Source organism: Salinispora fenicalii (genome assembly GCF_000514815.1).
Classification (GTDB): Bacteria; Actinomycetota; Actinomycetes; order Mycobacteriales; family Micromonosporaceae; genus Micromonospora; species Micromonospora fenicalii.
In genome coordinates, this window is sequence record NZ_AZWQ01000028.1 from 35716 (window position 1) to 58175 (window position 22460).

The following is a 22460-nucleotide window of genomic DNA, read 5'->3' on the forward strand; positions in this document are numbered from 1 at the left end:
CCCCTGACCAACGCTACCCATCCCCGAACACCCGTGCGAGGTGCAGACGTGACCTCCGACAGCCCGGCACCCCGGCCGCGGCGCCCCGGCCAGCCGCCATCACCCGCGGCTGCCCGTGCCGCAGCCCCCGGGCCGTCCCCGGCCGAGCTACTGAGCCAGCTACGCGCCCGGCATGACACCGACCCGGTAACCCACGTCGAACGGGTACCCGCTCGCGCCGGCAAGCCCGCGCCGTGGCCCAGCTGGGTCCCGACGGACCTGCACGCGGCGTTCGCCCGGCAGGGCGTGGACGCACCGTGGCAGCACCAAGCCGAAGCCGCCGACCTCGCCCACACCGGCAACCACATTGTCGTCGCCACCGGCACCGCGTCCGGCAAGTCCCTGGCCTACCAGCTACCGGCGCTGTCGACGCTGCTCACCGACCCCCGCGCCACCGTGCTCTACCTCGCGCCCACCAAAGCACTCGCCGTTGACCAGCTACGGGCCATCACCGAGCTGGAGCTGGACGGAGTGCGCCCCGCCTGCTACGACGGAGACACCCCCCGCGCCGAACGGGAATGGATCCGGCAGCACGCGCGGTTCGTGCTGACCAACCCCGACATGCTCCACCACGGCATCCTGCCCGGTCACGCCCAGTGGACGAGGTTCCTCCGCCGGCTCGCGTACGTGGTGGTCGACGAGTGCCACAGCTACCGGGGCGTCTTCGGCTCGCAGGTCGCGCACGTGCTGCGCCGGCTACGCCGACAGTGCACCCGCATCGGCCGTACGCCGGTCTTCGTGCTGGCCTCCGCCACCTCGGGTGACCCGGCCGCGACAGCCGAACGGCTCACCGGCCTGCCCGTGGCGGCGGTCACCGCAGACACCTCGCCGCGCGGCGGAGTGACCTTCGCGCTGTGGGAGCCGCCGACGCTGCCCGCCTCGACCGCCTCCCCCGACGACACCGACCTCGCACCGGTACGGCGATCCGCGCTGCGGGAAACCGCCGACCTACTCGCCGACTCGGTGGCCGCGGGGGTCCGTACGCTCGCCTTCGTCCGGTCCCGACGGGGAGCCGAGGCGGTGGCCGCCAACGCCCGGCGGGCCCTCGACGACGCGATATCCGGCCTGGGTAGCCAGGTGGCCGCCTACCGCGCCGGCTACCTGCGCGAGGAGCGCCGCGAGTTGGAACGCTCCCTGCTCAGCGGTGAACTGCGTGGACTGGCCTCCACCAGCGCCCTCGAGCTCGGCGTTGACCTGGTCGGGCTCGACGCGGTGCTGATCTGCGGCTATCCCGGCACCCGCGCCTCGCTCTGGCAGCAGGCCGGGCGGGCCGGGCGTTCCGGCCAGGAGGCGTTGGCGGTGCTGGTGGCCCGGGATGACCCGCTGGACAGCTACCTCGTCCACCACCCCGAGGCCGTCTTCGGAACCCCGGTCGAGGCGACCGTGCTCGACCCCACCAATCCGTACGTGCTCGGGCCGCAGCTCGCCTGCGCTGCAGCCGAGGCGCCACTCACCCCGGCCGACCTGGACCTGTTCGGGGATGGTGCGAAAGAGGCGGTGGACGCCCTGGTCGAGGCCGGTGCGCTCCGGCAACGCCCCACCGGGTGGTACTGGCACCACCGAGAGCGCCCCCAGGTGGAGCTTCGGGGCGGAGACGGCGCACCGATCTGCGTGGTGGAGACCGCGACCGGACGGCTCCTCGGCACGGTCGACGGCGGGTCGTCGCACTTCCTGCTGCACCCCGGGGCGGTCTACCTACACCAGGGCGTCTCGTACGTGGTCGATACCCTCGACCTCGCCGACGGGTGCGCGCTGGTGCATCCCGAGGAGCCGGACTGGTCCACTCACGCCCGCGATGTCACGTCGCTGTCGGTGGTGGCGGTCCGGTCGTACGTGGACGCCGGGCCGGTCGGGCTCTTCCTCGGTGAGGTCGACGTGACCAGCCAGGTGGTGTCCTACCAGCGACGCCGGATCGCCACCGGCGAGGTCATCGACACCCGCCCCCTGGACCTACCGACCCGGGAACTGCGGACCGTGGCGGTGTGGTTCACGCTCTCGCCGGAATCACTCACTGCAGGCGGAGTCGACCCGGCCGACGTGCCGGGTGCGCTGCACGCCGCCGAGCACGCCGCGATCGGGTTGCTGCCGCTGACCGCCACCTGCGACCGGTGGGACATCGGCGGGTTGTCAACCGCAACGCACCCCGACACCGGGGCACCGACCGTCTTCGTCTACGACGGCCACTCCGGCGGGGCCGGCTTCGCCGAGCGGGCGTACGGGACGGCGGCGACCTGGCTGCGGGCGACCCGAGATGTGGTCGCTGAGTGCGGCTGCGAGTCCGGCTGCCCGTCCTGCGTCCAGTCCCCGAAGTGCGGTAACGGCAACAACCCACTGTCCAAGCCGGACGCGGTCCGGGTACTCGACGTCGTCCTGGCCAACCTGCCGGCCGGAGCGGTTCGGGCCAGCCGGGCGTCCTGAACGCCGGCAGGCCCGGCTTCCCGTGCACCAAACGGCGCGCAGAACTCCAACTACTCCCCCGCTTCCGACCACTCCCTGTCTCAGCCACCTCCTGCTTCGACCTCGCCCCGAGGAACCGGAGGGAAGTTCATGCACTCTGACGCGCTCCAGGCCCACCAGCAATTCCACATCCGCCAGTGAATCCGGATGATGGTCAACCAGTACGAGGTCCACGCCGTCGCGCCGGACGGCTCCGAGGGGGGCCTGCTGGCATTCGCCCAGCAGAAGCGGCTCGCTTTCGAGGAACAGGTGATCATCTACACCGGGACGTCGGCTCCGGCAGCTTGGCGCTCCCCCGGCACTCCCGCGTCCACCGCGGTAAGCGGGCGGGCCGGGGTGCGCGTGCGCTCAGCCACGTAGCGGGCCAGCCCGGGCCCGCCCGGTCGCGGCCCGGACCAGGCCCGGCAACACAGCGGCGGTCACCTCCACGGTGACCAGCAGATCCAGCCCGTCGAGCCGGCAGTCGACGAGCCGGCCACCATTTGCTGTCACGATCGCTCGGGCCGACTGGCATGCGGTAGTGACGCCGAGAACAGCGTCCGCCGCGCCGGCGAGTGCACCCAGGTCCGCCGCGACCCCTGCCTGCTGCCGGGCCACCCGGGCCGCACCTACCGCCGCGCCCGCCACTCCGAAGATGACGAATGCGACGCCGACCGCGAGCAGCAGGACCGTGGCACCGCCCCGGTCGCCACCAGCGAATTTCCGCCGCCTCCTCGCCTGTCGCCCGCGGTCCCAACCGAGCCCCCTCGTCCCGGCTGGCGGCATGTTGGCCCCGCTTTCACCGCCGATCACCCGCCCACTCCGGCTCCGCCGGCGACAGCGTCGACCGGCGGGAAAGGCTCAGGGCCGGGTTCGACCGCGGCCACGGTCGTCGCCGTGACCATGAGTCGGGGCATCTGCGCCCCGAGAGCCCGGACCGGGGCGCGAACAGTGACGCGTACCCGCTGCCCGTCTTTGTCGATCGACACTTCGGCTCCCGGCGGGGCTACCGCGCGGACCACGGCCCACGCATCTGCACCTCGTGCTGCCGCGATCGCCGCCTCCCGGGCCGCGTGCAGACAGGCGCCCTTGGTGCCCACTGCGTCGACGGCCGTCAGACCAACGAAGAGGAGCAAGAGCAGCGCCGGCAGGCCGGCCGCCAGTTCGGCGGTAAAGGAGCCCCGGTCTCGGCCGGCCCACCGGCACCGCCTCACTGAAGCGCCCGGTCGATGACAGCAGTCAATGCGGCCTGCACGTTGTCAGAGGTGAGCACCTTGAGCAGGAGCCCGGCGAAGGCGACTGCGGCGAGCGTGCCGACGGCGTACTCGGCGGTGTTCATCCCAGCGTCGCCTCGAAGCCGGGCGGTGATTCTGCGCATGTCCATGGTCCTTTCTCGAATTTTGGTCAGAGCACGTCACCGAGAACGGCGACGACCACCGGCACCAGGCCGGCGAGTATGAAGGCCGGTAGGAAGCAGAGCCCCAACGGCAGCACGATCAGAACCCCGGATCGGCGGGCTGTCGCCTCGGCTGCCATGGTCCGGTCGGCCCGCAGATCCTCGGCGAGGCGGGTCAATGCACCGGCCAAGGAAGCCCCGCTGGTTGCCGAACGGAGCGCAGCGCCGACGAGGCGTTCGGCTCCGGGCACCGCGGCAAGCGTTGACCAGGCCTCCGCAGGCTCCGCTCCGAGACGAAGAAGACGCCCGACTCGGGCGAGTCGCTCCGCGAGGGGCCCGTCGAGCGCCTCCGCCACCGCCAGTACCGACCGGTCGACCGGGGCGCCGGCGCGCATCGCCGACGCGAGCAGGTCAGCGGCGAGCGGCAGGGCCGCACGCTCCCGTCGGCGCCGTTCCCGGACGGCCGGTGACTCGATCCGACGCAGCAGGCGGTCGAGCAGCACCGCGACGGGTGGAGCGCCGAGCAGGCCCGGCACTCCACCGACCAACACAGCGAGTGCCACGGCGACGAGCACTGCGACAAGCCGGATCACATCCCGCTGGTGGCGGTACTCTGCGGGGGTCTCACCCGCCGGTCTGATCAGCGGCGGACCGGGCGGCATCCGGTCGAGGTCACGCAGCCGACGGATCGGACGACGCCGCCTTGATCCGAGTCTGCCCAGTGAGGCTGGCACGGCCCGAGGCCCGGCGGTCAGCACCGGCGGGATCATCCGATCTCCCCGCCGCGGACCGTGGTGAGCCGCTCCGCCCAGAACAACCCGGCGACCTGGAGCATCACCGCGAGGACCGCGCAGCTACCGCCGACCGCGGAGTGCAGTAGCACCGCGACCGGGTCGACACCGATGCCGTATCCCAGACCAATGCCACCGAGCGGAAGCGCCGCGAGCAGCCAAGCGGTCGCCCGCGCCCCGGCCGCTTGGGCCGCCGCTGCGGCCCGGCCTCGGTCAGCGGCACGGGCGTCCACGTCGATCCGTTCCAACAAATCGGCGAGGGGTGCGCCGGTGCGATCAGCGAGCCGGAGAGCCGCCCGGATCAGGATGCCGCCCGACCCTCCGGCCGCCGGCAGCGCCGTGGACTGTCCCACCGGTAGACCGGCCCGCAGGTCGGCAGCGAGATCACAGAGTTGGTCGAGGTGACGGCGGCGGAGCTGGTCGGCCTGCCGGGCCGCCCGTCGCCGCAGCAGCGCCCGGACACCCAGCGTGCCGTACGCACCGGTGACGACGGCCGCGACCGGACCGCCCAGCAGGGCGCCCACGGCGGCGGTCAGGACACCCGAGAGCAGCAACGTACGCCGCGGCGCCGCCGATAGGGGGTGGCGTCTCGCGGAAGTCGGCGGTGCCCCCGCCACCTGTGCGGTGGAGGCCGAACCATCTCGGCGGCCACCGGAGATCGGGAAAGACGCCCTGCTCGGACGTCTCGAGTCACGCCGGGACGGCGGCCCCGACGAAGGGTCCTGCCCCCGCTGCTGGGGACGGGCCAGCGCCGGTTTGGACCACCCCACGTCCCGCTCCGCCCCGAGCCCACGCCGGGGCGGCGGGGTACCGTGCCGCAGACTGGCGACCCAGGTCACAAGTGGGTCATCAGCGGCACCCGGGCCGCCGGGGGGCTGGGCGCGATGACGGGCAAGCCCGGCCAACGACCAAGCCACGACGACCGTCAGGGCGACCAGGAGCAGCGGTAGCAGGAGCTGAGCCGAGGTCATCCCACACCTGCCGGACCGGGCCAGGGCCCCCGAAGGATCGGTGGTACCGCTACCTCCCGCTCACCCAGCAACTCAGCCAGCATCCGGGCCGCCGGGCCGGGGCCGCCGTCGCGGTCCCAGGCCGGAACCGCCCTGACCAGCCGATCAGGGCCTTCCGGCAGGAGTAGACAGATGGAATCCAGCGCCCGCCCCCGGTCCGCGCGACGGACATGCAGCACCACCTGTAGTGCCGCCGCCACCTGAGCGTGCAATGCGGGCCGGGGCAGTCCACCGAGGAGACCGAGTGCCTCGAGCCGGGCCGGCACATCCGAGGGGGCATTGGCGTGCAGCGTCCCGGCACCGCCCTCGTGACCGGTATTCATCGCCGCCAGCAGGTCCACCACCTCCCGGCCCCGGCACTCGCCAACGACGAGGCGGTCCGGTCGCATCCGTAGCGCCTGCCGAACCAGGTCGGTCAGGCCCACCGCGCCGATACCCTCCACATTGGCTGTGCGGGCCTGCAGCCCAACGACATGTGGATGTGCGGGGTGTAGCTCAGCCGCGTCCTCCACCAGCACGATCCGTTCCGTGCCGGGAACCAGGCCAAGTAGCGTGTTAAGCAGTGTGGTTTTGCCGGAACCGGTGCCGCCGATCACGAGGTACGCGAGCCGGGCCGCCACCACCGCTGCCAGCACCGGGGCGACTGCCCGTGGTACGGCACCCTGACCGGCCATCTCGTCAAGCGTGAACGGTCGTTGCCGGAAGGTCCGCAGGGACAGGTATGGACCGTCGGTGGCCACCGGTGGCAGGACCGCATGTAGCCGGGTGCCGTCGGCGAGCCGCGCGTCAACGTACGGCGAGCCCTCGTCCAGCCGTCTGCCCGCGCTGGCTGCGAGTCGCTGCGCGAGCCGGCGGACGTCGTCCACCGAACCCACCGGCACGGCGACCTCTCTCAGGCCCTCCCCTCGATCGACCCAGACGTGAACGTTGTTGACGAGAACATCGGTGATGCTTGGATCGGCCAACAGCGGGGCCAGCGGGCCGGCGCCCACCAGGTCGTCGTGCACTCGGTCGGCGAGGCGGAGCAGCGTGGTGTCGCCGAGCACCGCGGCGGCCGGCTCGGCGCGTACGGCGGAGACGATCGCCGCCGGGGTAACCGGTGCTGACGAGGACGCGATTCGTTGTCGGACTCGCGCCGCGAGACCGTCGTCCGCCGCGGTCATGCCGCCCCCGGCGCCGCACCGGTCAGTTCGTTGAGGAGTCGTTGGCACAGGGCGGCCAGTGGGCCCCGCCCGTCCGCCGCCGGCGCTTCGCCCCGTTCCAGGCCGCGGCCGAGCGACGGCTCCAGACGCACCGTGCCGGCCAACGGCAACCCAAGCGTCCGCGCGAGCTCGGTGGCCTTGAGCCGGCCAGGGGCGGGTCCACGGACGATCAGGGAAAGGTCGGCACAATGTGGGGCGGCGGCGCTGATCACCCGAGCGGCAGCAGCGGTGGCGCGGAGTTCGGCGGGCACCACGACGAAGGCCCGGTCGACCGACTGTAGGGCGGTCACCGCCGCGTCATCCAGGTGACGGGGCAGGTCAACTACGATCACGTCGCGAGCCCGCCGGGCAGCGTCGAGGGTCGCCGCCATCGCCACGGCCGGCAACGACCGAAGATCACCCCGGTCCCATGAGAGGACCACCAAGTCGCCCCGGCTGGGTAGAGCCCGCACCAGCGACGAGGCGTCCACCCGGCCGTCGGCGTCGGTCAGCGCGGGCCAGCGTAGTCCGCCCAGTTGTTCCCAACCGAGCACCAGGTCCAGCCCGCCCCCGAGCGGGTCGGCATCAACCAGCAGCGTCCGCAGCCGGGAGCGGGCCGCCGTGACCGCGAGCCCGCCAGCCAGGACACTGGCGCCAGCACCGCCCCGTCCGCCGAGAATGGCGACGGCCCGGGCGGCTACCGGGTCAGGTTGCTCCGGGCCACACTCGGCGAACCGGTCGACCAGCCAGGGCTCGGCGGTGGGCAGGACAGCCACGAACTCGGCACCCATCAGGTCGGCCACGTCCCGGCCCGGATCGAGGCGCCCGACGTGGCCGACCAGCACCAACCGCTGCCGGTGTGGCAGCCGCGCCCGCAGGCATGGCTGCGCCTGGTCGCTGCCGACCAGCACTAAGGGCGCGGGGGACCAGCGGGATCGGGCGGCCATCGGGTCCGGTGCGAGGTCAACCTCAACGCCACCGGCCGCAGCGAGCCGCAGCAGGTCGTCCAAAAGCACATCGTCGGAGGTCACGAGGAGGGGCAGACGGCGCGGGGGTGGTACGGCGGGGCGAGGTGGCATCACGGCCTCCAGCAGTCGGCTCGGGCTTCGCTGGTCTGGAAGCCTGCGCGGCCCGGCTGACCCGAGGGCGGCCCGGGCCGCCGACCTGTGGACGAGGAAGGCACCTGTGGACAGAGTCCGCCGGAATAGTTGATCTGCTATGCCCGCAGCGCCTCAGCGGCGTCCGACCCCGCGGTCGTTGCCGGTGCCGGCGGCTCTGTTCAGGACAGTGCCGGCTCCGGGCCTCCGCTATGGTCCGCGGGTGAGCCCTACGTCGAATCGTGCGCACACCGTCCGCAGCCTCGGTACCATGGCCCTGGTCGCCGGCCTCCTCACCTCGGCCCTCACGCTGTCGAGTAGCAACGGGTCGACGGGGCCGCACATCCTGGCGGGTCTTCTCGTTGCCACCGGAATCGGGCTGCGGATCGAAGCCGCGATCAGCGGACCTCGGGCGTAACTACCCGAGCCCCGAAATCCGCCCGCCCGCGCCGCCTCGGCAGCTCCCTCCGCTGCTGTCACACCAAGTCGCGGGGCTTCCTACCGCAACTGTCAGGGAAGCCGCTATGGCTCAAGACCAACTATCGGCCTCAGTGTGGTGACGCCACGTGAGTGTCGGCGCCGCGCTGCAAAGGGACGACCCCCGTCGGGGGGAGACGGGGGTCGTCGGGGTCCGGCTCCGGGGGGGTCGAGCCGAACCGCTCAGCGGTCACGGGGGGGTGCAACCGCCGAGGGTCTGTCGGTTGTCTGAAAGATGAGCGCCTGTTGTGTCGACAGTCTGCCTGAGTGAACCTGGCTACGTCGAGTGGTGCAGCCTCCACTCCCTGCTAAATCTTCCCGCAGAGTGTGATCGCGGTCACGCAGAGCAGGCCTGTAGCCGCACATGTCGCACATCCGAGGGGTTGACGGACCCGGGCCCCCGCAGACGATAGACCATCGGGCTAGACTTGCGCGCCGTGGGCCGAAGCGCCGCTTTTTTCGATCTGGATAAGACCGTCATCGCCAAGTCAAGTGCGCTGGCGTTCGGTCGGCCGTTCTACCGGGATGGCCTGATAACCCGACGAGACGTTGTCAAGTCGGCGTACGCGCAGCTGATGTTCCGGCTGGGCGGATCCGACGAGCAGACCATGGCTCGGACCCGGGACTACCTCGCCGCGCTCTGTAAGGGCTGGCAGGTGGAGCAGGTCCGCCAGATCGTCGCGGAGACCCTCCATGAGCTGATCAACCCCTATGTGTACGCCGAGGCCGCCGCCCTGATCGAGGAGCACCAGGCCGCCGGTCGGGACGTCGTGCTGGTCTCAGCCTCTGGGGAAGAGATGGTCCGGCCAATCGGGGCGCTACTCGGGGTGACCGATGTGATCGCCACCCGGATGGCCGTCGTGGATGGCCACTACAGCGGGGAGATCGAGTTCTACGCAGCCGGCCCGGCCAAGGTAGACGCGGTGGGCGAGCTGGCGACCGAGCGAGGTTACGACCTCACCGACTCGTACGCCTACTCGGACTCGTACACCGACCGGCCGTTGTTGGAGTGCGTCGGCCGCCCGACCGCAGTCAACCCGGACCGCCAGCTACGCAAGCTCGCCGCGGAGAACTCCTGGCCGGTGCTGGAATTCCGGCACCCGATCCCACTGGGGCGGCGGCTGCGTGATCGCCCCGCCATGCCGGTCGCCGCCGCCGCACTCGGCGTCGGGGTTGGCGTGGCGATCGGCATCGCCTGGTACGGCCGGCACCGCCGGACCCGAACCACCACCCCAGCCACCTGACCCGGCGCAGCTGCCCGTTGCGGCGGTTCGGGTCCGGCAAGTCAGCCGAGGAAGGCTATGGGGTCGCAGCGAGCACGTCATCACCGATCCCGGTGAGCTGGTCGGCACCCACCTCGACGGCGCTCAGGTAGTGCCGCAGCCAGGAGCGAAGCCCGTCCGGAGTTCCGGTGGCGAAGGCCCCGGCCGAGCCGACGTACTCCGGCTCCCGTTCCCGATGGCCGACGTCCACGGCGAGTAGGCCCCGCGGGTCAACACCCCGGGACATCAGCACCAGCCGGGCGGCACCCCGGGCAACCACCCCGGACGGGCCGGCGAAGGGCCGCAGGTTCAACAACTCGCCGTGGACAACCGCGGCGAGCACTAGTGGTGGTGCCTTACTTCCCCCGGCTACCAGGGCAGCCAGCCCGTCCAGCCGGGCCGCCACAACCGGGTCGGGCACGGGGCGCCCCAGGTTGGTCTCCGGCACCAGCTCCCGCGCGGCGAGCACGTGCAGCTTCGCGAGCGCCTGCCGGGGTGCCTTCGGCCAGAGGTCGGTCAGCCCGGGTAGCGCCCCGGCGACCCGCAGCGCGCCCTGCAGCACCGGTTCGGTGACGGTGCCGGCACGCACTTCCTCGCGTTCGTGGGCGTGCCCCTCAAGGGCGGCGCTGGCCACCGCGCAACGGAGGCTTACCTCCGCGGCCACCTGACCGCCGTGCCGGCGCAGGGCGCGGTGCCGCAGCGCCTGGTCGAAGCGCTCGCGGGCCCGTTCCACGGCAGCGGCGACATCGGCGAGGGCGAGCAGCGGAGCGAGCGGGTCATCGGTCACCCCGCCACGCTATCGGGACCACCGGTGCCACCGACCAGTGCCGTGCCATCCGCGCTGCGGTGCCATCCGCCGGTGCTATGCCGTCCGCCGGCGCTATGCCGTCCGGCGCGGGGAGGCTCCGTTCGGCGCGATCCGTTGCCCTCGACAGTCGCCTACGTGCGGCCGGCGGGCTAATCTCTGCACCGAAACGCAGGTCACCCCAAGCGACGAGGGAGCAGGCATGAGCGAGGCATTGGCCAACCTGTTGAACGAGACGCGCCAGTTCCCGCCGCCGGCCGAACTCGCCGCGAACGCCAACATCACCAGCGAGGCGTACGCCGCGGCGGACGCCGACCGGCTGGCCTTCTGGGAACAGCAGGCTCAGCGCCTGACCTGGACGAAGCCGTGGGACCGGGTACTCGACTGGTCGAAGCCGCCATTCGCGAAGTGGTTCGTCGGCGGTCAGCTCAACGTGGCCTACAACTGCCTGGACCGGCACGTCGAGGCCGGCCGGGGTGACCGGGTGGCGATCCACTGGGAGGGCGAGCCGGGTGACACCAGGACGATCACCTACGCGGAGCTACAGAAGCTGACCTGCCAGGCGGCGAATGTGCTGACCGAGCTCGGGGTGACCGCCGGCGATCGGGTGGCGATCTACCTGCCGATGGTGCCGGAGGCCGTGGTGGCGATGCTGGCCTGCGCCCGGATCGGCGCCACCCATAGCGTGGTCTTCGGCGGCTTCTCCGCCGACGCGTTGACCAATCGGATTCAGGACGCCGCTGCGAAGGTGGTAGTCACCGCCGACGGCGGCTACCGGCGGGGCCGGCCCTCCGCGCTCAAACCGACGGTTGACGCGGCGGTATCGAACTGCCCGTCGGTGGAGCACGTGCTGGTGGTTCGCCGCACCGGCGAAGAGTGCGCCTGGTCGGCGAAGGACCGTTGGTGGCACGAGACGGTCGGGCGGGCGTCGGTCGAGCACCAGGCAACCGCCTTCGACGCCGAGCATCCGCTGTTCATTCTGTACACCAGCGGCACCACCGCGCGCCCAAAGGGGATCCTGCACACCACCGGCGGCTACCTGACTCAGGCTTCGTACACGATGCACGGAGTCTTCGACCTCAAACCAGATACTGATGTCTACTGGTGCACCGCCGACGTCGGCTGGGTCACCGGCCACTCGTACATCGTGTACGGCCCGCTCTCCAACGGCGCCACCCAGGTGATGTACGAGGGCACTCCGGATACCCCGCACCGGGGTCGGTTCTGGGAGCTGGTTGACAAGTACCGGGTGACGATCCTCTACACCGCCCCGACTCTCATTCGCACGATGATGAAGTGGGGTGAGGAGATTCCCGCCGGGTTTGACTTGTCCTCCCTGCGCCTGCTGGGTAGCGTCGGCGAGCCGATCAACCCCGAGGCCTGGATGTGGTACCGCCAGCATGTCGGAGGAGGCCGCCTGCCCATTGTGGACACATGGTGGCAGACCGAGACCGGCGCCATCATGATCTCTCCGTTGCCCGGCGTGACCCACGCCAAGCCGGGGTCGGCGATGACTCCGCTACCGGGGATCAACGGCGATGTGGTGGACGACCAGGGTCAACCGGTGCCCAACGGCGGCGGTGGCTACCTGGTGCTTCGGGAGCCGTGGCCGTCGATGCTGCGGACCATCTGGGGCGACGACAACCGGTTCGTCGAGACGTACTGGTCGCGCTTCGGCGCCGGTGCGGGTGTCGGCGATGACTGGATCTACTTCGCCGGGGACGGCGCCAAGAAGGACGACGACGGCCACATCTGGCTGCTCGGTCGAGTGGATGACGTGATGCTGGTGTCCGGGCACAACATCTCCACCACCGAGGTGGAGTCGGCCCTGGTGTCACACCCCTCGGTGGCCGAGGCGGCCGTGGTCGGCGCGACCGATCCGACCACCGGGCAGGCGATCGTCGCCTTCGCCATCCCCCGAGGCAACGCCGAAACTGAGGGGACGGCGGGGGCTCAGCTCATCGCGGACCTGCGTGACCACGTCGCGCGCACATTGGGGCCGATCGCGAAGCCGCGGCAGATCATGCTCGTGCCGGAGCTACCGAAGACCCGCTCCGGCAAGATCATGCGACGGTTGCTGCGGGACGTCGCGGAGAACCGGTCCCTGGGGGACGTCACCACGCTGCAGGACTCTTCGGTGATGGAGCTCATCGCCACCGGCATGGGAGCCGGCAAGGGTGAGGACTGAGCCAACCGCACCGACAGTGCCCGCCAGCGGCGCGGGTCTCCGGGGCTTAGCTGACCGGTAGGTATGTGACGCCGGAACACTTCACCAACAACTTCTTGCAACAAAGTGTCCGGACACTCTTCCCCTCACCTGCCACTGCTGTCTATCTTCACCTGTGGTTCCACATGTGGGATCACCTCACCGGCCCATGCCCCCGCTGGGCCGGTTTTCCTTCACACCCGGAGGTACCGCGTGCGCAAAGTCGCAGTGGGTCTACTCGGGCTCTCGCTGACGGCAACGGGACTGGCGGTCGGACCGTCCGCCAGTGCCGCGCCGAAGTTCCAGCAGCCGACACCGGCTCCATCGGCCGCAGAGCCTGCCCATGTTGATCACGACCTGCCCAACCCACTAGAGGAGAAGCGACGGGCGCTGCGCCAGGAGGGCCTGAGCAGCGTCCTCTCCGGCGAGGCGGCATCGCAGCGAGTCAACGGCAGCACTGTCGTCAAGGTCGGTGAGACGGCCGGCGGTTCCGCGACCGCCCGTGGTAACCGCGGCAAGAAGGACCAGTACGTCGAGCTCTCCCGGGAGAGTACGGATCGGATCTTCGTGATCCTGGCCGAGTTCGGCAACGAGCGGCACCCGGACTACCCCGACCAGGACACCGCCCCCACCTGGCCTGGTCCGGCACGGTTCGACGGTCCGCTGCACAACGAAATCCCAGAGCCCGATCGGACGCTGGACAACTCCACGAGCTGGCAGGCGGACTACAGCGCCGACTACTTCCGGACGTTGTACTTCGGCGAGGCGGACGGCGACGAGTCGGTAAAGCAGTACTTCGAGGCCCAGTCCTCGGGCCGATACAGCATCGAGGGCACGGTCACCGACTGGGTCAAGGTCCAGTACAACGCGGCCCGCTACGGCCGTTCCCTGGATGACCCGACCGACGCCAACGGTGACGACCCGGCGGTCTGCGGCGGCAGCGTCTGCACCAACGTCTGGAGTCTGGTGCGGGACGCCGCGAACCAGTGGGTCGCCGACCAGAAGGCCGCTGGCCGTACCGACGCGGAGATCGCCGAAGACCTTCAGGCGATGGACCAGTGGGACCGGTACGACCACGACTTCGACGGCAACTTCAATGAGCCGGACGGCTACATCGACCACTTCCAGATCGTCCACTCCGGTGGCGACATGGCCAACAGCGACCCGCACCAGGGCGAGGACGCGATCTGGAGCCACCGGTGGTACGCGTTCGCGTCCGACCAGGGCCGCACCGGCCCGCCGAACTTCCCGGCGGGTGGCACCCAGATCGGCGACACCGGCATCTGGATCGGTGACTACACGATCCAGCCGGAAAACGGCGGACGCAGCGTCTTCTACCACGAATACGCCCACGACCTCGGCCTGCCAGATGACTACAACGTCCTCAGTGGAGGCGACAACAACAACGAGTACTGGACCCTGATGGCCCAGAGCCGGCTCGGCGCCAAGGGCGACGGTGGCATCGGCGAGCGCGGCGGTGACCTGGGTGCCTGGAACAAGCTCCAGCTCGGCTGGCTCGACTACGAGGTGGTCGTCGCGGGGCAGAAGCGCACCATGACCCTCGGCCCACAGGAGTACAACTCCAAGAAGCCGCAGGCCGCTGTGGTCGTGCTCCCGAAGCGGGAGTACGAGTTCGACAACGGTGCGCCGTTCGCCGGCACGAAGCAGTTCTTCTCCGGCAACGAGGACGGCCTCAACAACACGATGACCCGGACGCTTGACCTCACCGGGAAGTCGTCGGCCGCGTTGACGATGAAGGGCCGCTACAGCATCGAGGCCGACTACGACTACCTCTTCTTCGAGGTGTCGGAGGACGGTGGCGACACCTGGACGCCGCTGCCCGGCACCGCCGACGGCACGCCGTTCAAGGAGATCTCCCCCGGACGGTTCGCCCTGGACGGTAGTAGCAACGACGAGTGGGTCGACGTCAACCTCCCGATGGATGCCCAGGCCGGCAAGTCGGTCCAGTTCCGGCTGCGCTACCAGACCGACGGTGGCGTCTCCGAGGGCGGCTTCTTCGGCGACGAGATCACGGTCACCGCCGACGGCGAGACGATCCTCAACGACGGTGGGGAGACCGGTGCCGGCGACTGGGCCCTGGCCGGTTGGAGCATCACCGAGGAGAAGTACACCCAGCTCTTCGACAACTACTACATCGCCGGTCACCGGTCGTACGTCTCGTACGACAAGTACCTGAAGACCGGGCCGTACTACTTCGGGTATGCGAACACCCGCCCGGACTGGGTGGACCACTACGCGTACCAGGAGGGTCTGCTGATTTCCTACTGGAACACCCGGTGGGCGGACAACGACACGTTCGCGCACCCGGGTGAGGGGCGCAACCTCTACATCGACTCGCGCCCGCGGCCGATCTACAACCTGACCGGTGAGCCATGGCGGGCCCGGGTCCAGGTGTACGACGCGCCGTTCAGCCTCGAGAAGGCGGACTCGTTCACGCTGCACATCGACAGCCAGCCACAGTACATCCGGGGCCAGGCCGCGCAGCCGCTCTTCGACGACACCAAGAAGTACTGGTACGAGGAGCTGCCCAACCACGGGGTGAAGCTCCCCGCCACCGGCACGAAGATCGAGGTGCTGAAGCAGAAGGGCACCTCCATCAAGGTTCGCTTCAAGTAGCGAGCACCGCATAGCAGCGATGCCCGGGCCGGTCATCGGCCCGGGCATCGCCCTTCCCAGACCCGGCACCGGATCCCGACCCCAACGCCGACCGAGACCAACACCGACCGACGCTGATGCCGACTCCGATGCCGACAAGAGTTCGACTCCAGGCTCGCTCCGCCACGCGTCCGGCCCGGTTATGACCCGGGCCTTAGGCTGTGGCACATGACCGAGCAGCGTGACGGGGCCCTTGACGAGTCCTGCGTCCTGGTTGAGGGGCCGTGGACGCACCGGTTCGTCGGCGCCAACGGCAGCCGGTTCCACGTGGTCGAGGCCGGAACCGGCCCGATGGTGCTCTTCCTGCACAGCTTCCCGGAGCACTGGTGGGCGTGGCACGACATGCTACCGGCGGTCGCCGACGCCGGGTTCCGGGCAGTAGCGGTCGACCTACGCGGCTACGGCGCGAGCGACAAGCCACCCCGGGGATACGACGGATACACCTTGGCAGGTGATGTCGCCGGGCTGATCCGGGCGCTGGGCGAACGCTCCGCCACCGTAGTGGGCGCCGGTGCCGGCGGGCTGCTGGGCTGGACAGCGGCCTCATTCCACCCGACGTTGGTCCGCCGACTGGTGGTGCTCGGTGCCCCGCACCCGCTACGGCTCCGGGCCGGGATCTTCGCTGATCCGCGCGGCCAGTTCGCCGCCTCCATGCCGACGCTGCTGTTCCAGCTGCCGCGCTACGAACACGTGCTGACTCGCGACGACGGAGCGGCGGTAGCGGAGATCCTGCGCCGCTGGGGCGGGCCGCGCTGGGTGCACAGCCCGGAATTCGAGCCGTACGCGACCCGGTGCCGGACGGCGATGCAGATCCCACAGGCGGCGTTCTGCGTCCTGGAGGGCTACCGGTGGGCCTTCCGGTCAGCGCTACGGCTGCGCGGCTACCGCTTCGTCCGGCTCATGCAGAAGCCCCTCGTCACGCCGACCCTCCAACTGCACGGCGCACTCGACCCGGCAGTCCTGCCACGTACGGCGCAAGGCTCCGGCCGGTACGTGGTGGCCCCGTACGAGTGGCGCCTGCTCGACCAGGTCGGGCACTTCCCGCACGTCGAGGCCCCGGAGATCGTGCTCGGTGAGATCCTGCGCTGGGCGAAGTCCTAGCTGGCCGACGCTAGACGCGAAGCTCCCGCAGGTCGCGAACCTCCGCAGCCGGCGCCCAGCCCTGGTAGACGCCGAAGTCGAATGCCTCGAGACCCATCGCCTCAGCGACCGGCCAGCGCCCACCCGTGTACTCGACCCGCAGCCAACCGTCGTGCTCGCCCAACACGATGAACGGCTGTCCCTGCCAGGTGCAGGCGGTGCGGACGTAGATCAGCTCGTCAACCTCGACGGCTGGCACGACGCGTAGGTGGCGGCCGGGGCGTACCTCGGTGAAGCCCTCGCCTGGATCGGGCTGGTAGAGCCGGACGTCGTCGCCGTCCGGGCTGGCCTGGTATTCGCGGTCCCGCCAGCGAGCCACGTACCCGTCCCGTGTCACCCGGCACCCGCCTGTCGCCACCGCAGCGCGTCCACATCCAACGTGGCGACGAGCCGCTCGGTGCCGTCAGCGCCGATCCGCCACAGTTGGGTGCCGTGCGGCAGCCGGGCACTGTCGACCTTGAACTCCGCCACGACATCGCTACTCTCGCCCGGCGCGAAGCCGTTGCCACGGAACGGCGGCCGTTCGATCACCCAGCCCTCCATGGCCCGCATCGCGGCTTCGCTCTGCCCGCCGTACGGGATGCGGTAGAGGCTCGGCCGAAACGCCGGCCACCGCAGTACGTAGATCTGCTCGGCACTCCGCTTGAAGGGGGAACCGGGGTAGCCCAGACCGAGCGCATCGTAGAGCTGAGCCGGGGTGTTCAGGTGTGCCAGCTCGCCCGCCCGGTGCACGAATCCGGAGACACGGTCGTACCCCCGGTCGAGGTAGTAGGCGAGCTGGCTGGTGGCCACCGCCTTCTGCATCAGGACGGGGCTCGTGGACTCGGGGCTTGGCGGCCGGTCGGCCGGTGCGGATGGGTCGGCCGGCGCCGACGCGGCCGGTGCCGCCTCTGGCTCTGGCCGATCCTCACCTAGGCCCACCTCCACCGCCCAGTTGGCGAGCCCGACGATCTGCTCGCCGGGCATCTTCGTACCGATCGGGGTTCCCGGGTTAACGGCGAACGACCACGACCGGTCCGGCCAGCGCTGGATGAGCTGCACGAAGCGGACTTGGATGGTCTCGATGGTCCCGGCGGTGTGGTCGGCGAGCCGCTCCGGGGAGGTGTAGACGACCACGGACACCGATCCGTCCAGCTCCTCGGTCCGCCAGACGAACCCTGCCCCACCCGGCCGGCTACCCGGTGCCGAGTCGACTGCCACCGGAAGCAGCACCTGGGCAAGCAGCAGTGTCGACAGGAATGTGTCGGTGTTGCCGCTGGTGGCCGCCGTGGCCAGATCCGCCTCGACCGCGTTGGCCGGTTCGAATTCCGGCGGCACGGAGGTGGGGCTCGGGGCAGGCGTCGAGGTCGGGGGTGGGGCCGGGGTCGGGGGTGGGTCACCTACTTCCGCCACGCTAATCCGCATCGTGGCCTCGACTGGATCGCCACCGACGCGGAGCACCGGGTTGCCGCCGATCGGAGCCGTGACGCCGCCGACCGGGGCCGTGACGCCGCCCGCTGGGACCGTGATCGTGTCACCGACGGGGTCCGCACCCGCCGCTACCGATATCGGTCTTGTCGCCGATATCTCGTCCGAGCTGGCGGCGGTCAGGTTCCGAGATTCGACGACCGTCCCCTCGATCACTGTCGGAGGAGGAGTGCGCCGGGGTAGCGAACCGGAGCCCGGTTCGGCGATCGGGGTCGGCTCCGACTCCGCCGAGGTAGGCCGGGGCGGGGAGGGCGCTGCCGCCGCAGCAGTGCGGCGCGCGTACTGCCGTAGTGTCGCTGGGTCGGGCACCGGAAAGCGGACGGTCCGGGCCTCCTCTGCCGTCTGCGACGGAGCCAGCCCGTGTGCTGCCTCGTCGGGCGAGGCAGCACCGTCCTGGTTGACCCGGGTCGTGGCTCGGTCCGAGAACATCGGCGACGGGGCCGGCGACGGTTCGCTGGCCGGTCGGCGACGCGGGAACTGCTGGGCACCCCGAGTAAGGCGCGACGGTCGGACACTCCGCTCGTCTCGGTCGCTACGGCCCGCAGCCGGTTCGAAGAAAGACCGGCGGCTGGGGGGCTGCTCGGGGAGGTCCCGGGGTTGCCCTCGTGGGGGTGCGGCTCCGTCGGCGGGTTGGTGGCCAGGGCCTGGCCCGGCCGGGCGAGCCCGGGGGGCCACCGGTTCCCCACCGACGGCGCGGCCGGCGTCCATCACCGGCCGCCGAAGGGCGGCCGCACGCAGGTCGGCTGGGGTACGCAGCGACGCACCCGAAGACGACACGGAGGGGGACGGCCGCAGGGGGACGACTCCCTCGGGTGTTTGGCCAGCCCGCGGAGCGCGGTCCTGCCCGTTCACCCCGGCGGCCGGCTCCGCTTCCCGGCGTCCGAAGGGACGGGGTCGGAGGTAGGTCTCGTCGTGCTCCAGCCGGGCCCGAGTCCCCATGGCGCGACCGGGCAGGCGGACATCGCCCCGGGAAAGCTGGGCTACATACCAGGCCGGCAGGTAGCCCTCGATGGGCAGGCCCGGGTTCACCGCCAGCCACCACTCGTGGTTAGGCCAATGGTCGGCGAGCTCAGCATAGGCGGCTCGGCGGTTCGCGCCCGCGTGCTCACCGAGACAGGCGCGCAGCGCGGCGACCGAGGTGAACGCCAGCACATGGGTTCGGCCACCGGTGGTCCAGGTGCCCCAGTTCATCGGTGCCTGACCGGCCAGAGCCTGCGCGGAGACGGGTAGCAGCAGCTCCGTTTGGGCCAGGACACGGAAGTATCGTTGCTGGTCGTTGGCGCGCAATGCGTCACGCAACGTCACCTCCGCCTCGGTGGCCGGCTCCCAATCGGTCAAGGCCAGCCCTCCTCCCGGCGATAGCGCATGCGTATGAGATACAACCTACAAGGTGCCACAAGATCACAACGGCCTGGCCGTACCGGATCGTTGCGAGCGATAGCACCCCGCCTCGATACCGATACGATACGGAGTCGGTCGATGTCGCAGAACCCGTCGCACCCCCACTCGCCGCTTCTTCGGCGGCCACGCTCGCGTGGCTCGCACGGGGGGTGGGCAGGCCCAGACCCGCGGGTTCCAGGCCGAGGTTTGCGGGCCCGACAGGACCCGAGCCTTCCCAGGAAGAACAGTCCGTGGCAGCATTCTCCGCCATGGGTTTCCTGAAAGGGCTCTTGATCCGGTTAGGCACCACAGCGGTCGCCTTCTGGCTGGCCACGCTCCTGATTCCGGGCATCACGCTGGATGCGAAGTCAGCCACCGAGACGGTCACCACGCTGATCCTCGTCGCCGCGATCTTCGGCGTCGTCAACGCGGTGCTCCAACCGATTATCAAAACCGTAGGCTGCGGCTTCTACCTCCTCACCCTCGGGTTGATCGCGCTGGTCGTCAACGGTCTGCTGTTCCTGCTGACCAGCTGGATCGCCGGTGAAGCCGGGCTGCCCTTCGACGTCGACGGGTTCTGGCCGGCCGCCGTCCTCGGCGCACTCTTCGTCGGCGTGGTCACCTGGCTACTCGGAGCCATCTTCGACCGCGACTAGCCGCGTTGCCCCGGGCCCCGACTGGCACCCGCATCGGCCCGGCCCGGGGCATCGGCCCGCGCCCTCGACGACCGCCCCTGCCTTGATCCACGCGTTCCGCGTCGTCGACCTCGCCGGGGTTCGGGCAGCAGGAAGTTCAGCTTCGGTTCACATTGCTGCACACTGAAGGCAATCGTCTCCTCCTAGCCTCCGGCGAGTACGCCTGCCATCCGCTGACCTCGGCGTACGCCATCGAAATCAGGAGGCTCCTCCACATGAGCGACCGTCCTCGGCTGCTCCCGCTGCTCGGCTCCATCCGCCACGGCAGTCGTGACGCTATGACCTGTCTCTACCGGTGTGGTAACGCCTGTGACCACCCGGTGCCCAACACCTCGGACAACACCTACTTCGGCGACCTGGTGGACGCCGAGGTGTCCCGCCGTGGCATGGTCCGCGCCGGCACGGTCGGTGCGCTGGTCCTGGGCTTCGGCGGCGCCGGGGCGCTTGCCGGCAGCGGCGCTGCTGCCGGCGCCACCTCCGCTCCGGTCACGCCGGAGGCGACCGAGTTCGCCGCCCCGCTCGGCGGGGTCGGCGACGGGAAGCTGACCTTCAAGCCGGTCCCACCAAACACCCTGGACAGCTTCATCGTGCCGAACGGCTACGACCACTCGGTCGTCATCCGCTGGGGCGACGAGGTGGTACCGGGCGCACCCCCGTTCGATCTGCACAAGCAGACGGCCAAAGCGCAGGCCCAGCAGTTCGGCTACAACAACGACTTTGTCGGTGTGCTGCCGCTGGGCCGGAAGAAGGCCCTGCTCGTGGTCAACCACGAGTACACCGACGAGAACCTGATGTTCCCCGGGTTTACCGACGTGGACTCGCTTAGCGTCGAGCAGCTGAAGGTCGCGATGGCTGCGCACGGCATGTCCGTGGTGGAGCTGGAGCGGGTACAGGGCACCGGGGAGTGGCGCCCGGTCAAGTCCGGTAAGCGGCCGTACAACCGCCGGGTGACCGCCTCGAAGACGAAGTTCGAGCTGACCGGTCCGGCCGCCGGCTCGGAGTGGCTCAAGACCGCGGCTGACCCGAAGGGGCGCACGGCCATCGGCACGTTGAACAACTGCGCCGGCGGGGTAACCCCCTGGGGGACGGTGCTCTCCGGCGAGGAGAACTTCAACCAGTACTTCATCGGCGGCGACGGCGCGCCGGAGGAGCTGAAGCCGAAGCTGGCCCGGTACGGCGTCAACACCACCGACCGATACCCGAGCGGGAACCGGAAGTGGGACCGCGCCGACGAGCGCTTCGACCTGACCGAGCACCCACACGAGGCGCACCGGTTCGGATGGGTCGTCGAAATCGACCCGTACGACCCGGAGAGCCGGCCGCGTAAGCACACCGCGCTGGGCCGGTTCAAGCACGAGGGCGCGAACGTCATCGTGGCGAAGAGCGGGCACGTGGTCGCGTACATGGGCGACGACGAGCGGTTCGACTACCTCTACAAGTTCGTGTCGGAGAAGAAGTTCAAGCAGGGCAGCTCCTGGCGCGCGCGGGAGCACAACCTGACCCTGCTGGAGTCGGGCACCCTCTACGTCGCCAAGCTGGAATACACCAGCGCCGACGAGATCGACGGCTCCGGTGAGCTTCCCAGCGACGGCGCGTTCAACGGCCGCGGTCGGTGGATCAAGCTGGTCAGTGGCAACCGCTCGTACGTCGAGGGTATGACCGCCGCCGAGGTGCTCACCTTCACCCGGCTCGCCGCGGACCAGGTCGGCGCGACCAAGATGGACCGGCCCGAGGATGTCGAGGCGAGCCTGCACACCGGCAAGGTGTATGTGGCGCTCACCAACAACTCCCGGCGTGGGGTCGACAGCAACCCGAAGGCGGACGAGGCCAACCCGCGTAACGCCAACCGCCACGGCCACGTGCTGGAGCTGGTCGAGAAGCACGGGGACAACTCTGCGGAGAAGTTCACCTGGTCGCTGCCGATCGTCGCCGGCGACCCGGCGGACTCCTCGACCTACTTCGCCGGGTACGACAAGACGAAGGTCTCCCCGATCTCCTGCCCGGACAACCTCGCCTTCGACGCCACCGGCAACCTCTGGATCTCCACCGACGGCAACGCGCTGGGCAGCAATGACGGTCTCTTCGCGACACCGATCGAAGGCCCGGAGCGCGGCCACCTGAGGCAGTTCCTCACCGTGCCCATCGGCGCGGAGACCTGCGGCCCGTTCATCACCGGGGACAACCGCTCGGTCTTCGTGGCGGTGCAGCACCCGGGGGAGATCTCCGGCGCCTCAATCGAGAACCCCGCCTCCACCTGGCCGGACGGCGACTACGCCAAGCCAGGTGTAGTGGTCACCTGGCGCCTGGATGGCGGCCCGATCGGTAGCTGACCTCTCAGCTCCCCCTCGGTCCCCTCCGGGCGCGGACGGGCCCTCTCCCCAGCGTGGGTGAGGGCCCGTTCC

General features: G+C 70.3%; 18 protein-coding genes and 1 pseudogene. 9 read left to right on the forward strand and 10 right to left on the reverse strand.

The window, feature by feature from the left end:
* Positions 1 to 48: 48 nt before the first annotated feature.
* On the forward strand, positions 49 to 2457 hold the full coding sequence (locus tag B116_RS0115515; protein ID WP_018720747.1) for a DEAD/DEAH box helicase: 2409 nt from the start codon (positions 49 to 51) through the stop codon (positions 2455 to 2457).
* 186 nt (positions 2458 to 2643) lie between these two features.
* Positions 2644 to 2856 (forward strand): hypothetical protein, encoded by a 213-nt coding sequence (locus B116_RS27850; RefSeq protein WP_027660607.1) that lies wholly within the window; start codon positions 2644 to 2646, stop codon positions 2854 to 2856.
* Here the strand turns inward: B116_RS27850 and B116_RS0115525 are convergent.
* The 7 genes and pseudogenes from B116_RS0115525 to ssd form a co-directional block, all read right to left on the reverse strand.
* Positions 2845 to 3232 (reverse strand): annotated as a pseudogene (locus B116_RS0115525) (Rv3654c family TadE-like protein). The gene B116_RS27850 and the pseudogene B116_RS0115525 sit on opposite strands and share 12 nt — an antisense overlap.
* A gap of 52 nt (positions 3233 to 3284) precedes the next feature.
* Positions 3285 to 3689 carry a TadE family type IV pilus minor pilin gene (locus B116_RS0115530; RefSeq protein ID WP_018720749.1) on the reverse strand — a complete coding sequence of 135 codons (405 nt, stop codon included), beginning with the start codon at positions 3687 to 3689 and terminating at the stop codon, positions 3285 to 3287.
* Entirely contained in the window at positions 3686 to 3859 is a 174-nt protein-coding gene (locus B116_RS26755; RefSeq protein ID WP_018720750.1) for a DUF4244 domain-containing protein, read from the reverse strand. The genes B116_RS0115530 and B116_RS26755 overlap by 4 nt, the downstream gene beginning before the upstream one ends.
* 20 nt (positions 3860 to 3879) lie before the next feature.
* Entirely contained in the window at positions 3880 to 4641 is a 762-nt protein-coding gene (locus tag B116_RS0115540; RefSeq protein WP_027660609.1) for a type II secretion system F family protein, read from the reverse strand.
* A complete protein-coding gene (locus B116_RS0115545) occupies positions 4638 to 5633 on the reverse strand; it encodes a hypothetical protein (RefSeq protein ID WP_027660610.1) in 996 nt (331 codons plus the stop codon). Before B116_RS0115545 ends, B116_RS0115540 begins: the two co-directional genes overlap by 4 nt.
* Positions 5630 to 6835 (reverse strand): TadA family conjugal transfer-associated ATPase, encoded by a 1206-nt coding sequence (locus B116_RS0115550; protein WP_027660611.1) that lies wholly within the window; start codon positions 6833 to 6835, stop codon positions 5630 to 5632. Before B116_RS0115550 ends, B116_RS0115545 begins: the two co-directional genes overlap by 4 nt.
* Positions 6832 to 7884, reverse strand: coding sequence for a septum site-determining protein Ssd (gene ssd / locus B116_RS0115555; protein WP_026321439.1), 1053 nt, complete (start codon positions 7882 to 7884; stop codon positions 6832 to 6834). Before ssd ends, B116_RS0115550 begins: the two co-directional genes overlap by 4 nt.
* A 289-nt stretch (positions 7885 to 8173) precedes the next feature.
* Between ssd and B116_RS0115560 the strand changes: the two genes are divergently transcribed.
* Entirely contained in the window at positions 8174 to 8368 is a 195-nt protein-coding gene (locus B116_RS0115560) for a hypothetical protein (RefSeq protein ID WP_027660612.1), read from the forward strand.
* 496 nt (positions 8369 to 8864) lie between these two features.
* A complete protein-coding gene (locus B116_RS0115565; RefSeq protein ID WP_018720756.1) occupies positions 8865 to 9671 on the forward strand; it encodes an HAD family hydrolase in 807 nt (268 codons plus the stop codon).
* A 55-nt stretch (positions 9672 to 9726) separates the two neighbouring features.
* Here B116_RS0115565 and B116_RS0115570 read toward each other — a convergent pair whose 3' ends face one another.
* Positions 9727 to 10476: a Fic family protein gene (locus B116_RS0115570; RefSeq protein ID WP_027660613.1), complete on the reverse strand. Its 750-nt coding sequence runs from the start codon at positions 10474 to 10476 to the stop codon at positions 9727 to 9729.
* Between the two features lie 220 nt (positions 10477 to 10696).
* On the opposite strand from B116_RS0115570, the gene acs reads away from it, so the two are divergent.
* From acs to B116_RS0115585, 3 genes are all read left to right on the forward strand, one after another.
* Positions 10697 to 12682, forward strand: coding sequence for an acetate--CoA ligase (gene acs, locus B116_RS0115575; protein WP_018720758.1), 1986 nt, complete (start codon positions 10697 to 10699; stop codon positions 12680 to 12682).
* 246 nt (positions 12683 to 12928) lie between these two features.
* Complete coding sequence (locus B116_RS0115580; protein WP_027660614.1) at positions 12929 to 15337, forward strand: immune inhibitor A domain-containing protein; 2409 nt, start codon at positions 12929 to 12931, stop codon at positions 15335 to 15337.
* 207 nt (positions 15338 to 15544) lie between these two features.
* Entirely contained in the window at positions 15545 to 16477 is a 933-nt protein-coding gene (locus B116_RS0115585) for an alpha/beta fold hydrolase (protein ID WP_027660615.1), read from the forward strand.
* Between the two features lie 10 nt (positions 16478 to 16487).
* On the opposite strand, the gene B116_RS0115590 is transcribed toward B116_RS0115585, so the two are convergent.
* A complete protein-coding gene (locus B116_RS0115590; RefSeq protein WP_018720761.1) occupies positions 16488 to 16853 on the reverse strand; it encodes a hypothetical protein in 366 nt (121 codons plus the stop codon).
* A complete protein-coding gene (locus B116_RS0115595) occupies positions 16850 to 19321 on the reverse strand; it encodes an SseB family protein (protein ID WP_027660616.1) in 2472 nt (823 codons plus the stop codon). Before B116_RS0115595 ends, B116_RS0115590 begins: the two co-directional genes overlap by 4 nt.
* Before the next feature lie 311 nt (positions 19322 to 19632).
* Between B116_RS0115595 and B116_RS0115600 the strand changes: the two genes are divergently transcribed.
* Positions 19633 to 20019 carry a phage holin family protein gene (locus B116_RS0115600; RefSeq protein WP_018720762.1) on the forward strand — a complete coding sequence of 129 codons (387 nt, stop codon included), beginning with the start codon at positions 19633 to 19635 and terminating at the stop codon, positions 20017 to 20019.
* Positions 20020 to 20273: 254 nt separating this feature from the next.
* Positions 20274 to 22388: a PhoX family protein gene (locus B116_RS0115605; RefSeq protein WP_027660617.1), complete on the forward strand. Its 2115-nt coding sequence runs from the start codon at positions 20274 to 20276 to the stop codon at positions 22386 to 22388.
* Positions 22389 to 22460 lie beyond the last annotated feature (72 nt).